The 15,840-nt window shown below is 59.3% G+C and carries 13 protein-coding genes; 3 read left to right on the top strand and 10 right to left on the bottom strand.

The genetic code is table 11. The annotated features are described in order from the left end of the window. Positions 1-114: 114 nt before the first annotated feature. From B5T_RS14160 to B5T_RS14115, 10 genes are all read right to left on the bottom strand, one after another. Entirely contained in the window at positions 115-1,080 is a 966-nt protein-coding gene (locus B5T_RS14160; protein ID WP_014995202.1) for an XdhC family protein, read from the bottom strand. Further along, positions 1,067-1,684 carry a UbiX family flavin prenyltransferase gene (locus B5T_RS14155; protein ID WP_041717040.1) on the bottom strand — a complete coding sequence of 206 codons (618 nt, stop codon included), beginning with the start codon at positions 1,682-1,684 and terminating at the stop codon, positions 1,067-1,069. Before B5T_RS14155 ends, B5T_RS14160 begins: the two co-directional genes overlap by 14 nt. Further along, positions 1,671-2,615 (bottom strand): LysR family transcriptional regulator, encoded by a 945-nt coding sequence (locus B5T_RS14150; RefSeq protein ID WP_014995200.1) that lies wholly within the window; start codon positions 2,613-2,615, stop codon positions 1,671-1,673. Before B5T_RS14150 ends, B5T_RS14155 begins: the two co-directional genes overlap by 14 nt. 17 nt (positions 2,616-2,632) lie before the next feature. After that, a complete protein-coding gene (locus tag B5T_RS14145) occupies positions 2,633-4,096 on the bottom strand; it encodes an aldehyde dehydrogenase family protein (RefSeq protein WP_014995199.1) in 1,464 nt (487 codons plus the stop codon). Continuing rightward, positions 4,086-5,972 (bottom strand): TRAP transporter permease, encoded by a 1,887-nt coding sequence (locus tag B5T_RS14140; protein WP_014995198.1) that lies wholly within the window; start codon positions 5,970-5,972, stop codon positions 4,086-4,088. The genes B5T_RS14145 and B5T_RS14140 overlap by 11 nt, the downstream gene beginning before the upstream one ends. Before the next feature lie 73 nt (positions 5,973-6,045). After that, complete coding sequence (locus B5T_RS14135; RefSeq protein ID WP_014995197.1) at positions 6,046-7,050, bottom strand: TAXI family TRAP transporter solute-binding subunit; 1,005 nt, start codon at positions 7,048-7,050, stop codon at positions 6,046-6,048. A 52-nt stretch (positions 7,051-7,102) separates the two neighbouring features. Then, entirely contained in the window at positions 7,103-8,308 is a 1,206-nt protein-coding gene (locus B5T_RS14130) for a mandelate racemase/muconate lactonizing enzyme family protein (RefSeq protein ID WP_202803011.1), read from the bottom strand. Further along, positions 8,301-9,728 carry a UbiD family decarboxylase gene (locus B5T_RS14125; RefSeq protein ID WP_081586887.1) on the bottom strand — a complete coding sequence of 476 codons (1,428 nt, stop codon included), beginning with the start codon at positions 9,726-9,728 and terminating at the stop codon, positions 8,301-8,303. The genes B5T_RS14130 and B5T_RS14125 overlap by 8 nt, the downstream gene beginning before the upstream one ends. Positions 9,729-9,959: 231 nt before the next feature. After that, positions 9,960-11,009 (bottom strand): porin, encoded by a 1,050-nt coding sequence (locus tag B5T_RS14120; RefSeq protein ID WP_167321219.1) that lies wholly within the window; start codon positions 11,007-11,009, stop codon positions 9,960-9,962. A 299-nt stretch (positions 11,010-11,308) separates the two neighbouring features. Beyond that, a complete protein-coding gene (locus tag B5T_RS14115; RefSeq protein WP_014995192.1) occupies positions 11,309-12,535 on the bottom strand; it encodes an alpha-hydroxy acid oxidase in 1,227 nt (408 codons plus the stop codon). Positions 12,536-13,000: 465 nt separating this feature from the next. Between B5T_RS14115 and B5T_RS14110 the strand changes: the two genes are divergently transcribed. From B5T_RS14110 to B5T_RS14100, 3 genes are read left to right on the top strand one after another with little or no spacing between them, the layout of a single operon-like run. Beyond that, the gene (locus B5T_RS14110; protein ID WP_014995191.1) at positions 13,001-13,978 is read left to right on the top strand and encodes a TRAP transporter substrate-binding protein; all 978 of its coding nucleotides are present in this window, start codon (positions 13,001-13,003) and stop codon (positions 13,976-13,978) included. A gap of 22 nt (positions 13,979-14,000) precedes the next feature. Beyond that, a complete protein-coding gene (locus B5T_RS14105; protein WP_014995190.1) occupies positions 14,001-14,570 on the top strand; it encodes a TRAP transporter small permease in 570 nt (189 codons plus the stop codon). After that, entirely contained in the window at positions 14,570-15,835 is a 1,266-nt protein-coding gene (locus tag B5T_RS14100; protein ID WP_014995189.1) for a TRAP transporter large permease, read from the top strand. The genes B5T_RS14105 and B5T_RS14100 overlap by 1 nt, the downstream gene beginning before the upstream one ends. The last annotated feature ends 5 nt before the right edge of the window (positions 15,836-15,840 follow it).

Genomic DNA, 15,840 nt, shown 5'->3' with positions numbered 1-15,840 from the left:
CCAGGCTGCCCCTGATAACAGGGTCGTACGATATTGTCCGCCAGTGCTCGAGCCGGTTGTCCGGAGAGAGCGTCTGTTCCGGCGGCCGGGCCCAGAGCGATGACGGAGTCCGTGCTAGAGTTCATCTCTGGCCTTCCCCCGGTAAACGCGCAGTACATCGGCCATCACCGCCAGAGCAATCTCCGCCGGTGTTTTGCTACCCAGGCCAAGGCCAATGGGCATATGAATGCGCTGGATTTCCTCATCACTGAGTCCGCCCACCCGTTTCAATCGTTCCGCTCTTTTCGCGGATGTCCGTACCGAGCCCATCACGCCGATATAGAATGCCGGCGTATGTACCGCCTCCATCAAAGCCAGATCGTCGATTCTGGGATCGTGGGTCAGGGCCACCACGGCGGTGGTTTCGTGGCAGCCGCCGGAGGCGATATAGAGAGAGGGAAGGACGGGCTGTACCGGGATGTTATCAATCAGCTCTCCTTGCGCTTCTTCACGGGGATCACAGGCGATAATCTCGCAGCCCAATTCGCGGGCGTAGCTGGCGCAGATCCGGGCCACGGGGGAGACCCCCGCCAGCAATAGCCGTAATACCGGGCCGATCCGGATCTCCACCTGCTCGTCCTTTACCCGGGCCGCCTCGCCACCCTGGTCGGCATGCAAGGTAGCCTCGCCGGTGGTGAGATCCACACGGCGCAGCTGGCGCTGCTGGCCGTGCAGAGTGGCAAGCAGGGATTGCAGATGGGAAAGCCAGTCCTGGCTGGGAAGCCGGCGTTCTATGAGGACCTGAAGCATACCGTCACAGGGCAGACGGAAGCGGCGCCGCTCATCCTCGTCATCCCCGTAGCGAATGATTTGCACGGTGTCGCGGAAGGCGCCCCGGCACAAACTGGCCAGGAATTCCTCCTCAACGCAACCGCCGGACAGGGAGCCGGTATAGGCACCGTCGGCGCGCGCTATCAGCATTGCTCCAGGCGGACGCGGCGCGGAACCGAAAGTGGAAAGTACCGTGCACAGCCAGACTTCATGGCCGTCCCGCGCCCATTGCAGAGCTTGTTCCATGACTTGCAGATCAAGGTGTTGCATGGTGCGGTTCCGGATCCGCCCCTGGCTCTTCCCGCCAGCGACGGACAATGCCCAGTTCGATGTCGAACAAGTCCAGGACTCGCCCCAGACTGTGATCGACCATTTCGTTCAGGGACTCGGGCCGGGCGTAGAAGGCCGGCACTGGTGGCGTAATGATGGCGCCCAGTTCCGCCAACTCCATCATGGTACGCAGGTGATTCCGATGCAGCGGCGTTTCCCGGACCATCAGCGCCAGGCGTCGTTGTTCCTTGAGAATCACATCCGCCGCGCGGGTCAACAGGGTGGAAGTGACGCCACTGGCGATTTCGGACATGGAACGTATGGAGCAGGGCGCCACGACCATGCCCATGGTCTTGAATGAGCCGCTGGCGATGGCGGCGCCGATGTCCTGATTGGAGTAGTGAACGGAGGCCATATTCTTGAGTTCCGACCAGGACAGCCCTGTTTCGTGCGCTACGGTAATCAGGGCGGATTTGCTGACCACCAAATGGGTTTCAACGGGTGTGTCGCGCAGTAGTTCAAGCAGGCGCACACCGTAGACGGCACCGGAGGCGCCGGAGATACCGATGATCAATCGTTGTGATCGGGAATCAGTCCAGCTCATGATCGAGGGCGCCCTCCTTATAGAAGTGAATGGCGTTGAGGCCGGTCACCAGAGTCTTGCCGATGATGTCCACGAACAGCCGGGCCGCGGGGGACAACGGACGGCGGCTATCGTGCACGCACACCATGCTGCGAGTCAGTCCCGGACTGTCCAGCGGATAGGCGCGCAAGGCGCCTTCCTCCAGGCCCGGGCGCAGCACCGTGGCGGGCAGTATGCTGACGTAGTCGCTGCGGCGCAGAAAACTCTCGATCACGGTAAGGTCGTCGAGTTCGAGTTCCGGGGTCAGTTCCAGCCCCAGCGCCGCCATGGAATGATCGATGACAATGCGCAGGCCATGTAGCCGCGAGGGCAGCACCAGTTTCAGTTTGCTCAAGGCCGACAGCGGTACCGGCGCCGCTACCCGCAGGCGATTGGCGGCGCCGGTGGCCACCAGCAGTTCTTCGTCCACCAGATCAATGCGGGCAAGACGTTCCTGCTGGAAACTCTGGTTGATGACGGCGAAATCGAGATCGCCGGAGAGCACCCGGTCGATCAGGTTCTGGCTGTAGCCATAGCTGATCTGCAGTTCCACATTGGGGTGATGCTCGACAAAGTAAGCCAGGGTGCTGGCGAGGGCCTGATTGGCCGCCGAGGCAATGAGGCCGGCATGGATGCGTCCACTGATTTCCCCGTTGCGGTGAATGAGGGTTTGCCGGGCCTCCAGGAGTTGGCCGAGTAGCGGCATGAACAGACGGTACGCTTGCTCGCCGGTCTCGGTGGGGATCATGCCTTTGGACGTACGCTCGAACAACGGCTGCCCGAGTTCCTCCTCCAGTTTCGAGATCTGCATGGAAAGGGCGGGTTGCACAATATTGAGCTGATGGGCGGCTCGTGTGACCGACCCTTCCTCGTAGAGGCAGGTAAAGTATTTTAGCTGACGTAGCTCCATCATGGCCTCGGTCTTGCCGGCTAGACCGCCCCGACACTCTGATAGATATGTTTGAGTTCGGTGAAGTCCAGCAGGGCGTCATAGCCGTGCAGTCGCCCGAGGCCGCTTTTGCGATAGCCACCGGTTTCCGCCTCGGCGAACAGTTTGTTGTGGTCATTGATCCATACTGTACCATTGCGCAGCGCTCGAGCCATGCGCCATGCGCTGTCCGACTGACGCGTCCAGACAGAGGCTGAAAGGCCGAAAACTGTATTGTTGGCCTTGGCGATGGCCTCGGCTTCTGTCTCGAAGGGTTCGAGCACAAGGAGCGGCCCGAAGATCTCTTCCTGACAAAAAGGCGCGTTTTCGTCGGAATGGGCGACAAGCGAAGGGGACATAAAGGCGCTACCGTTCGGGCCGGCCAGTTTCTCGCCTTTTAGAACCACTTCGTCCGCCAGATCGAAGCTCCTGGAAATTTCGTCCCAGACTTTGTCGCGGGAGGCGGCATCAATAAGTGGACCCATTTCGACACCCGCGTCCAGCCCGTTGCCGATCTTGGTGCCAGAGAGAGCGGCGGAGAGCGCGGCTTTCATCTCCTTCATGCGTGAGGCGTGGACGAGTACACGGCGGGCGGCTGTGCATTGCTGACCGGAAATGATCATCGCCGCGGCGGCGATCTTGGGGGCGACAGTCTCGATTTGCGCATCCTCCATGACGATGCAGCAGGACTTTCCGCCGAGCTCGAGCGAGAGTTTCTTCATGGTCCCAGCGGCGGCGCTCATGATGCGCTGGCCAACGAGGTTGGAGCCGGTAAAGCTGACCACATCCACGTCGTTGTGTGTCGTCATTGTCTCAGCGATTTCATGACCGGTTTCGAGGACGACATTGACCACGCCGGGCGGCAAGCTTGCATCGGCGATCAGTGGTGCCATACAGGCCGCCGTGAAAAGAGCGGTTTGCGGCGCGGGTTTGGTGATGGCTGTGCAACCTACCGCGAGTGCGGGCGCCAGGGCTCGGATCAGCAGAACCGCCGGGGCATTCCACGGGATGATGAGAGACGCCACACCCGCCGGTTCGCGCAGTGTGATGGAGATTTCACCGGGCGCGACCTCCATAGCCCGCCCGGGATTGTGGCGGCTCAGCCCAGCGTAATAGCGGATTTCCGAAATCGCGCCGGCGATCTCGCCTTTGGCCTGTGCCAGTGGTTTGCCGTTTGTCGCCGTGAGCAGGGTGGCCAGACGCTCCTTGTCTCTTTCCAGGGCATCGGCCCAGCGCAGAAGGACCATCTGCCGGGTACGGGGATCCTGTGGCCAGAGCGTGGTATCGAAAGCCTTGCGTGCGGCGGCAATGGCCGCTTCGGCCACCTCCCGATCTCCGACGGAGAAGGTCCCGACAACTTCCCCGGTTGCCGGGTTGACGGACCGGGCCTTGCTGTTACCTTCGAGCGAATGTCCGCCAATGCTGTGCAAGGCATGGGGAAGTTTATATGCCCGGTTATTCGACATGATGGAGTGCTCCTTGCAGAGGGGGGGAGGTGACCTCGGCCTCCCGGGGCCGGCGAAGCTGAAGAGCGAGCATGCCCGCTACGAGGACAAAGCCCGCGAGGTCGGTGATCAGATTCGGGGTGATTAAAAGAATGGCGCCGACGAAGCCGGTGAGACGTTCGATGCGGGTAGAGTGGCGCAGGTGCATCCCGACGGCGGTGCCGGCCATGGTGTAAACGCCGAGAATGGAAGAAAGCGCTACCAGCAGAATCTCGTACCAGGCTCCGTTCATCACCAGCGCCGGGTTGTAGACGAAGGCGAAGGGAACGATGAAGCCCGGAAGCGTCAGTTTGAAGGCGGTCAGCCCGGTGCGGGTGGCGTCCGCTTTGGCGAGCGCGGCGGCCGCGTAGGAAGCCAGCGCCACCGGCGGTGTCACGAAACTCAACAGTGCGAAGTAGAAGATAAACAGGTGCGCGGAGAGCACGTAGATACCCATCTCGCCGAGCGCGGGTGCCATCAGGATGGCGACCATGATGTAGGCCGAAACGGTCGGCATTCCCATGCCGAGAATGATGCATGCGAACATCACCGCGATCAGGGACAGAATCATGGAACCGGAGGCCAGGGTCAGAACGAACTCCGTGAACTTCAGGCCGATGCCGGTTTGCACGATGATCCCGATGATCAGCCCGGCGGTAGCGCAAGGGACAGCGACGACGATGATTGACTTCGCGGCCTGAATGAAGCCCTCGAACATTTTCCTTAGCCCGATCCTGGTTTCCCTGGTGAGCAGGCTGGCCAGGACGGAACTGACGAAAGCGTAGATCGCTGACATCATCAGCGAGGCGCCTGATACCATCATGCCGATGAGAACGGCCAGCGGTAGAAGAAGATGGATGCGCTTGAGAAGACCCTCGCGGATATTGGGCAGGTCCGCCTTGGACATGCCACTGAGACCTTCTTTTTTTGCGGTGAGATCGACGGCGAAGAGAATGGCGAGGTAGTAGAGCAGAGCGGGAAGAGCCGCGCCCTTGAGGATAGTGACATAGTTCAGACCCGTCAGCTCGACCATGACGAAGGCCGCCGCCCCCATGATTGGCGGCATAAGCTGCCCGCCCGTGGAGGAGGCAGCCTCGACAGCGCCGGAGAAATGCGGCTTGTAGCCAAAGCGCTTCATCAATGGAATGGTGAAGGTGCCCGTGCCGACCACATTGGCGACAGCCGATCCGTTGATTGATCCCATCAGACCAGAGGAAATGACCGCGCTCTTGGCCGGGCCGCCACGCGAGCGTCCGGTCAGTGCGAAGGCGAGGTCGATAAACAGTTGCCCGCCACCGGAAAGCTCAAGGAAGGTCGCGAACAGAATGAAGTAAAAAATATAGGAGACCACGGCCCCAAGAGGCACGCCAAAGACACCGTTGTTCGACAGCACTTCGATATCGATGAAACGGCTGAGCCCCAGACCTGAATGACCGATGCCCGAAGGGAGATACTGGCCGAGGAAGGCATAGGCGATGAACGTCGCCGCGATGACGAAGAGCCCCAGACCCGCCACACGCCGGGTTGCCTCCAATAAGGTAACGACCAGGGCCGTGCCGGCGACCAGATCAAACAGGGTGGGACGGTCGACAAAGGCTATCCTTGTGAGATAGCGATCATGATTCATTGTCAGATAGACGACCCAGCTGATTGTGATGACAATCCACAGCACATCCGTCGCCAGTTTTACCCGGGTCACGGTGTCCTGCTGTTGGCCAAACACCAGAAGGAGCACGGCGCCGAGAAAAAGCACATAGTGCATGTGCAGGGGAAGCGGCTGCCAGATCACACTGTACAGTTGAAGAGCGGTGATCGCCAAGGCGATCATACGTACGCAGAAGGTCAGGGCTTTGGTCATTTTTTTATCCCCAGCCGCCTTTTTCGCAAGCTGAACTTTATTGGCATAAACCGGCTTCCGAAAAAGCAGTGACTCATTCGATCAGGCCGGCTTCGCGGTAGTAACGCGCCGCGCCCGGGTGCAGAGGAATGTTCCCGTTCACGGCAGCCTTGCCCGCTTTGGCGGGGTCAAACGCGGAGAGAGAAGCATGAGCGGCGCGGATACGGTCCGGGTGTTCGATCACGGCCTTGGTGATCGCGTAGGCCACGTTATCCGGCATATCGGCGTTTGCGATGACGCCCGTGGGATAGCCGACGGACGGCACCGCGGTGTCAACGCCATCGAATTCCTCAGGTTTGATCGACAGATCACCGAGAAGACCATAGTCGTTCTCGAGCACGTTCATCTGTTTTTCACCGAGTGGGATGAACTTCACCTTGCCGCTCAGGGCGAGCTCCATGACGTCGGGCTGCTTGTAGCCAATGTTATGGATGAAGATGTCCGCCTGACCGTCACGCATCTGCTGGATTGCGACCGGAAGGTCAACGTGGGTTACGCGCCCGCCGGCTTTTTCGAGATCGCTGTAGCTGGTGCCATAGGCTTCGAGCGCCATATGAGCCAGCGCCTCGCCCGCGCCGCCACGTTGCACCGTCACCAGACGCGCTTTCTCTTTGCTGAGGTCGGCAAGACTGGCGATGCCGCTGTCCTTGCGCACAACGATACCCAGACGGTGAGGCTGGTTCAGACCGCCGAACAGAGCACGGATATTCTGGTTTTCCTCGCTAAAGGTGATCTTGCCGTTATAGGCCCAGTTCGAGAGGGCCGAGAAACTAAGGCCCATGTCCGCTTCGCCACGATTAACAAGGATGGGGTTGCCTACGCCTCCCTGATATGGGAGCACCTCCACTTTTGAGCCCTCCGGCAGCGCTTCCTGGGCCAGCTTGGACAGCGCGGTGGCGTAGATGTACCAGCTGCCGCCAACATTGAACGACGCCATCTTCAGATTGACGGCATTCTGGGCGTAGGCGGATTGCCCACCGAAGGCGGTTGCAAGCGCCAGCATGCCGCCGGCGATCAAGGATTTCAGCTTTGTTTTCATTGTATTTTCTCCTTTCTTTTTTTTGAAACCAGTCAGGCTTTAGTCGTGTCGTCTATGTTCGGCGATAGGCTGACCCGGCGATGGGTGGATGCTCACGGATGAAGTGCTCATCAACTTCGATACCGAGGCCTGGTGCCTCGGAAGGCGTGAAGGTGCCTTGAACTGAAATCCGGCTCTGGCCAAGAACGAGATCGTCGCGTAGCGGGTTGAACTTGGAAACGTCTGATTCGAGGTATCCGCCGTCCTCGATCGCGCACAGGAAATGAAGTGTCGCGGCGGCATTGATCGCGGTCATGGAGGCGTGCGGATGAACTTCCAGACCGTTGGCAAGCGCCAGGGCGGCAATACGCAGTCCCTCGGTGATGCCGCCAACTTTCGAGAGATCCGGCTGAATCTCGGTGACGGCGCCTTCAGCGATCAGGTTGGCGAATTCCTGGCGGGTAAACAGATTCTCGCCCGCCGCCAGCGGTACACGTGCAAGCGAGGCGGCGTCTTGGTAGCGACGCCTTTCCTGCGGCATGAAGGGTTCTTCGAGCCAGCGCACACCAAGTTCGGCAAGGCGGGGCAGGACGCGGCGCACATCCATGGGTGTATAGAGAGAATTGGCGTCGGTCAAGATCTCGATCTTCTCGCCGAGAGCGGTACGCAGCGCTTCGAGGCGGGCGAGATCGCGTTCCACCGTATCGCCGAGACGTTGCTTGATTGCCCGGTATCCGTTTGCAACCAGAGTTTCGGCCTCTTGTACCAGTACCTCGGGTTTATCCCAGCCCAGTGCGATGCCGCCGGCGTAGGCAGGAATGGGTTTGGGTGCGCCGCCAAGCATCCGACAAAGAGGTAAATCGACGGCCCGTGCGCGAATATCCCAGAGTGCCATATCGATCCCGGAAATTGCCAGGGCGGCGGCCCCCGAACTACCTTGAGTGAGCCGCAGCATCCTTGCCATGCGTGTGTTCAGTCCCACCGCGTCGCTGGCGTCAAGCCCCTTGAGATCATGAGCAAGGGTATCGTTGATCATCGTGGCGATTGCGGTGTGCGCCCGCCCGTGGTGCGCCTCGCCCCATCCGGTGAGTCCATCCATGGTCCGTACGCGTACAATAACCGCATCGCGTTTGATGGTATGTCCGACACCGAGAGTTACCTGTGCATGTCCGGGCAGAGGCACGGAAACGGCAAACGCTTTGACCTCGGCAATCCGCAGCGCGCCGCGCGGAGTATCTACCTGGTACGTTCTCGGGATAGTGCCGGTGTGGTCAGTCACGGAGAAGGTCCCCAATCTTCGCATCGACATCCAATACATTGTCGATGTCGATTTCTTTTTCACCCGGAACGCTGATGCGTTTGAATCGGAAGGGGGGCGCGTCTATCGCGGCGGTGGCGTCGATTCCCATCTTCGCGCCGAAACCTTCATCAGTGGAAGGGTCGAGCTTGGAACCCTGAGAGCCACTGATGACGATCAGATCCTTATCCGCCTGAAACCGCGTGGCGATGGCCCACTCCACCATCTCGGCATCGAAAATGTCCACGTCTTCGTCGACTACGACGACGTGCTTGATATCGTAATGCGCGGCGAAGGCGCCGAGAATGACGTTCTTGACTTCTCCGGGGTGGCGCGGCTTCATCTGGACATAGAGGTGGTAGCGGCAGGTACCACCTGGTGCCAGATGCACGTTACGCACATTGGGAAACATCGCTTGCACGGTGTTCAGGATCGTTGCTTCTCGTGGGATGCCCCCGAGAATGAGATGTTCAAGCCCACCGCCAACGATGGTATGGAACAGCGGAGATTGTCGTGTCGTAACGCAATCAACCTCAATTACGTGACGATCCGCGCGTGGCCCATAGTACTGCGGAAACTCGCCGAATGGCCCTTCCGGTCTCAGGGTGTTCGCCAGAAGGCGCCCTTCGATGACAATCTCGCTCTCGGCGGGCACCAGGATATCCTTGCCGAGACAGCGTGCTACTTCCAGTGGCGCACCACCGAGCGCACCGGCGATCTCGAGTTCATCCACATCCATCGGTACGATCGCCTGAGAGGCAAGCATGCAGGCCGGGGAAGCGCCTATAACAATCGCCACTTCGAGGTCATTCCCCGCTTCCTCGGCCGCGGTGAAATAGGACAGAGTATGACGCGGCAGAAGAAGTGCCCCGAGTTCACGTGGGCCGGAGACCTGAAGTCTGTGGATCGACACGTTCTGGACGCCGGTTCGCGGGTCCCGGCAGATCATCAGACCCGCCGTGATATAGGCGCCACTGTCGTGTTCATTGTGAGTGGGGATGGGCAGCAGGCGCGTGAGGTCGATGTCTTCGTGGACAAGATCCTGACAAGGCGCCTTCGTCACCTCTATCGAGGGGATGGGGCAGGCGGCGGCCCGCTGAAACTCTGGCAGGAGTGCTTCGGGTTCGATGCCGAGCGCCTCCGCCATCCACTCACGGCGTGATAAAAGACCTGAGACGACGGTGCCGTTTTCCCCGCCCCTGGGGCGGGGAACAATTAGGGCGCGGGTACCATCGAGCCGATTGGCAAGACCGGCGACGCCGAATTCCAATGGCATTCCGGGTCTGGCGACAGCCAGACGCTGGGTTGCCGCCAGATGCCTCAGCCACGTGCGAAGTCCCATATCGCGCCGCCCGGTCTTTGTGCTCTCTGGTTGGTGGCCGGGAGTATCAGGTGCGTTCATTCGATGTCCTCCTGTTGAAGGCAACTGTAGGCAGGGCGAAGGAGTAGCGTCTATTAACATTGGATTATCGCCTCTATAACGATGCGTGATGACTTGAGTGTCCAGAGAAGTTGGCGGGTATCCAAAACGCCGCCTTATCCCTGACAGGGTCAGGGATAAGGAAAAGGTCAGGCTCTTCGCCGAGGTGCTAAAAGGTCGCCGGGGAGTTAAATGGAGTGCGGTCATTTCCGATTAGAATATGAATTCCGCTCCGACGGACACGGCCAGAGGATCTCCGCCAGGCGCCGTGGCGATCAGATCACCATGGGCGTAGTCCCCGGAACGATAGGCGCCATTTTCGCCGTTGCGTGTGATGGTGGTGGCAAAGTACACCACCAGGGGGTTGAAGATCTGTTGGTGAATCGCCACCGTGAATTGGTCGGCGTCATCGTCGCCCGCGGCCAGTTTGGACTCATTCGCATGCATCCATTGAGCGCCGATCGTGGTGCGTGGAAGAATACGGTGTTGAATATAAATGCCATGGGCGGATCGGGAGAGAGTGCCGGAGGCCACTTCATCGTCGGCATCCATTTCTTCATAAATGCCACCTAACAATGAATTGCCCAACATGTAGCGGACGCCTAGCCGCCAGCCTTCCAGTTTGCCGCCGTGGATTTCGGAGTATTTGCTATAGGCACCAGAAAGCGTCAGGTTGGAAACGGTATAGAAAATGGAAGTGCTGTACATATCGGCATCGTTGTCATCAATATAACCGTCGGTACCGTTCACTGAACTACCATCTGGAAGGGTATAGTCACCGCTGTCCTGGTCCAGGGCGTACTGCGCGGCCAGTTTCACACCGGCGACTTCCCCGTTCCAGTACAGTGAATTCGCCCCCCTAAGGTCCATGCGGGATCCACCGGCGGAGCCTTTGCCAAGGATGGCGAACGGGTCGGCCACCGTGCTGACATAGAGACTGTTGGCCAGCGCCATTTTCTTATAGGGCGTGTCCATGCGGCCAACTCGGAATACACCGATCGGGGTCCTCAGTCCCAGATAGGTGTCGCGGTTGGCGAGAGTATTATTGGCACTGGTATCAACGTCGACAGTTTGCTCCATCTGCCATACCACCGTGTAGGGTTGGTTTTTTATTCCGTAGGAGCCACGAAAGCCAATCAGCGTGGCATTGCTGGAGATGCCGGTGCTGCCGTCCGTTAAACCCTGGGATGGTCTTTCCGGGGCGCCGTTCAGATCCGAATCAGCATAGTCGATGGAGAGTCGGACCTTTCCGTATATCTCCAACGATTCCTTGGTGTCAGGATCGTTGTCAAAGTCCGTGGATATGCTGGCGGGCCAACATATCGAGCTGGACAGAGTGGCGAGAAGAAAAATAAGGAGAGTAAAGGTATGACGCAAATATTCTTTGGTGGATATCATTGTAAGGCCTTTGTTTTATTGTGGAATTTTTTTGCTTGTCTGGGGGACGGGTTTTCGGTTTGTTTTGATTTGAAGATGCGAATCGGGCCAGGATGAAATATCAGAAGACCGTGCTCATACCCGTGCCTTCGGTTTATTGGTTTTCATGGAGTCGGACTTTTAGTTCAGGCGGGGTTTGGGAAGCGATAAGCATGGGCATGTCGACAACTGACATCAGGGATGTCGGCGACGGTCGAGGCTCCCGACTGTGCCATTGCCACGGCGAATTCCTCGCGCAATAAGTCGGCGAAATGGGTACCCCCCTTTTCCCCAAGCGCCGCCAGGGCATAGAGAAAGCCACGTCCTGAAAATGCGGCTTCCGCGCCGAGCGCCAGTGCGCGCATGACGTCAAGACCGGAGCGGATGCCGCTATCGAAGAGCAGCCTTGCACGCCCGTTCACTCGGTCGCGGATGGCCGGCAGGACGTTGATGGGGCTTGGGGCCGCATCCGACTGGCGGCCGCCGTGGTTCGAGATAAGGATGGCATCCGCGCCGACATTGACGGCGGCCTCCGCGTCCTCGGGGTGCAGCACGCCCTTGACGATCAGAGCGCCGTCCCAGATCTTGCGCATTAGCGCAATCTCGGCCCAGGAAAAACTGCCGATCAATTCCTTCTGAACGAACCCCGCGACGCGATCGAGCGTTGCCGCCCCATCCACATAACGGTTGATATTGGCGAACTTCGGGGTGCCATGCCGCACAAGTGCCCTGGCCCACGCGGGCGAGGTGGCGACTTCCCAGACTGTTTTCAGGGTCGGACGGAATGGTACGACCAAGCGGTTGTGCAAATCCCGTGGGCGTTTGGCACGCACGGGCGCGTCGAGTGTCGCCACGATCGCGGCTATCCCCGCGGCTTTCGCACGGCGGACCATGTCAATGGTTACGCGGTGATCGTCGCGAGGAAACCCATAGAGCTGCAACCAGGTACGCTCGCCGCCGGCTATGTCAGCAACCTCCTCAAGAGGGGAGTTGGCCAGAGTGCCGGTAATATAGGGAATGTTCGAGGCCTTTGCGGCCCTTGCAAGACTGGTTGTCGCGCCTGGCCAGATCAAGGCATCCATGCCCACCGGCGCAATCCCGATGGGCGCCATGAACCGGGTACCGAAGAGCGTTGTAGTGGTGTCGGCCTTTTTCAGATTTCCATACCGTGGAATGATCTCGACCGCATCAAGGGCACGACGGTTTGTTTCGATCCCCCGATCAGCGCCGGTACCACCCTGTACGAAGTCGAATGCGAATTTCGGAACGCGGCGCCGTGCACGCGCTTCAAGGAATTCATAGGTGGGGGCGGCATAAGTCATATGGGCGCTATTACCGGTTTTTGATCCAGGGCCCCAAGCCGGTTTACCCATCTTGATGTCCTCGGCCTTGGTGGCTCGGATTGAGGAGCATTCGTCGTTCTTTCTGTACCGTCGCCATCTTTCTGGAGGGCGGCGGCAAGGTGGTGGATTTTCCGAGGGGTTTCGTCCGGGCAGGCAAGAAGGGCATGTCGGCGTCTCTTTGTCGATTTTTGTTTGACCGTCATGCTATAAGCCGGATCGATGCCTTCCTATTAAGCATTTCTGATGCACGCCATCAGTGCTTGAGATACGCCCGTGACTTCCTGGAGGTCGCCGGGGAAGCCATGCCCTCATAGCTTTTTGTCTTTTCGCTGTCACCTGTCGGCTGTCAACTATCAACTGGTTCTCCCGCCCTATAATGTTCGCTGATTGGAGGAATCATTATAAGTTAATGGGAAGCTTGAACCGCGTCGTGCTAGCGTCCGGAACCAGGTTGTAAATAACAATAACCAACAGCAACGAAAAAAGGTTGTGCCAATGAACAAAACAAGATTTGGATGCCGGGCGTTGATGTGTTTGTTGCTGGTCGTTCTGACCAGCGTGGCGGGAGCCAGGGAACTGAAGCTCGGTTTGATCGTTCCCGGAAGCCATGCCTGGAGCAAGGCGGCGGAAACGTTTGGCGAGGATCTGGAAAAACAATCCGGCGGTGAATACAGCGTGGCGGTGTTCCCGGCCGGCCAATTGGGCAGTGAAGCGCAGATGTTGCAGCAGTTGCAAACCGGCGCTTTGGACATGGCCTTCATGACCGCTGCCGAGGTAGCCAACCGGGTCCCCGACCTGGGCGCGCTGTTCGCCCCTTATCTGGCGGAAAACGTCATGGAAGCAGACCGACTGCTTAACGGTCCCACTGCTCAGGCCCTGCTGGAGGAATTGCCACGCAAGGCCGGGGTGGTCGGCCTGGGTTATGGCGTTGCCGGCATGCGTCTGATGCTCACCGCCTTCCCGGCGGAGGATGTGCAGGGGATTAACGACCATAAAATCCGTATCACTCCCTTCCCGCCGGTGCAGGACTTTTATCGTTTGCTCGGTGCTGTTTCCACACCGATGCCGGTTACCGACGTTTACGATGCTCTGGCCAACGGTCAGGTGGATGGCGTCGACGCGGACCTGGAACTGGTCTGGAAACTGCGTCTTTACGAGCGTGCCAAGACGGTGCTGCGCAGTAACCACATGATGTTTCCGGTGGTGGGATTGATCTCGGCGCGCACCTGGTCGCAATTGGACCAGGACGACCGCGACCTTATCCGCACTCTGACCCGCAAGCGTCTGGCGGAGCTGGCGCCGTATTACCAGAAGTCCCAGGCCGAGACCCAGGCCCAGATCGAGGCCAAGAACGTCAAGGTAATCGAGGTGGGGCTTGATTTCTTCGGCGACAAGCTGGATCAGTGGGAAGAGCTCTGGATGAAGAAGACGCCGGTGCTTGGGGAACTCCGCGGGGAAGCCGCCGAACTGTAACCCCGATAGCGGAAGAGCGACTATGATCCAGGTGTTAAGTGATTTCCTGGGCCGCTTGGAGCGCGTGGTTCTGCGTGCCCTGGTGGTGCTGATACCGGTGATGATTCTGGTCAACGTGGCGGCGCGGGCCTTCAGGGCTCCGATTTTCTGGCTCGATGAGCTGGCGGTCCTGACCATGGTGTGGCTGGCCATGATCGGTTTGAGCGTCACCCTCAAACACCGTGACGCGGTGGCGGTGACCCTCCTCACCGACGCGGTGCCGGCGGCGGCCCGGAAGGGACTGCGATTGGCCTCTGATCTGGTGGTGCTGGCGTTCGCGGTGATTTTTTTGATTCTTTGCTACCGCTGGTTCGATCCCATCGGGTTGGTGAACAGCGGCCTCGACCTGGAAGCCTTCGCCGCCGAAACTTTCAACTACATGTACCAGGAGCCCACCGCCACCTTGGGCATCGCCAAGTTCTGGTTCTGGCTGATCATGCCGGTAGTGGCGTTCACCGCCAGCGTGCATGCGCTGGCCAATTTATTGGTCACGCTGCGTGCGCCAGGCGCGGACTTTCAGCAGGTCCGGCCGGGCGCGGAAGGGGTGGATTGATGCCGGTGATCGCACTTTTCGTGGTGTTGTTATTCATTGGTGTGCCCATCGCGCTGGTGCTGGCGGTCAGTGCCATGGGCTATATCCAACTGAGTGACAACAGTGTGCTGTTTCTCTCTTATCCACAGCAGTTTTTCGGTGGGCTGGACAAATATGGTCTGCTGGCGATTCCCCTGTTCATGCTGGTGGGTGAATTGATGAACGAAGGCGGACTGACCAGGCGTCTGGTCGCTTTCGCTTCGGTGTTCCTGGGTTCGGTGCGCGGCGGGCTGGCCTACATCAATATTCTCGCCAACATGATGCTGGCGTCGATTATCGGCTCCGCCAACGCGCAAGTGGCGGTGATGGCACGGGTGATGGTGCCGGAGATGGAGCGCAAAGGGTATAAACGGGATTTCGCCACCGCCACCACCGCCGCCGGCGCGTTGCTGGCACCGGTGATTCCGCCGTCCATGCTGTTCGTTATCTTCGGTGTCTTAGCGCAGATCTCCATTGGTGACCTGTTCATTGCCGGCATTATTCCTGGTCTGATGATGACGGTGGGCTTCATTCTGGTCATCGCGATTCTCGGTTTTATTCACGAATATCCCAGGAACGAACGCCTGACCCCAGGCCGGATTCTGCATGATCTGCTGGCGGGCCTGCCATCGCTGAGCGTGCCGGCGGTGATGATCGGCAGTATCGTCGGTGGCATTGCCACGCCCACCGAAGCGGCGGCGGTGGGGGCCGCCATGGCGGTGCTGGTAGGACGCTTCGCCCACGGCGAGATGAAGTTGCATCGCATGGGGGACATGCTGTTGCGGGTGGGCATCAACAGCGGCGTGGTGCTGGCGCTGGTGGCTGCCGCCGCGGTATTCGGCTGGGTGATTATCTACGAACAGATTCCCCAGCAGCTGGGTGACCTGATGCAGAGCATGACCTCCGATCCCTTTGTCTATCTGTTGCTGCTGATCGGTCTGTTGCTGCTGGTGGGCATGGTCATCGATGGTATCGCGGCGCTGATCCTGTTGGTGCCGATCGTGCTGCCGGTGGCGCAGTCGGTGTACGGCATCGACCCCTATCATTTGGGCGTGGTGATGTGCATCAACCTGACCCTGGGCCTGCTGACGCCGCCGGTGGGGGCGGCGCTTTATGTGGCGTCCCGGGTTACCGAGTGTCGCCCCGGCGACATCATTAAATCGTTGTTGCCGTTCCTGCTGGTCACCCTGGTGGTGATGATCCTGATCTCCTGGCAGCCGGATCTGGTCACGGCGTTTCTTTCTTAAACGTT

The sequence above is a fragment of the Alloalcanivorax dieselolei B5 genome, from assembly GCF_000300005.1.
Taxonomy (GTDB): domain Bacteria; phylum Pseudomonadota; class Gammaproteobacteria; order Pseudomonadales; family Alcanivoracaceae; genus Alloalcanivorax; species Alloalcanivorax dieselolei.
The sequence above is the reverse complement of the archived record's forward strand: the minus strand, read 5'-3'. Positions and strand labels throughout refer to the sequence as shown.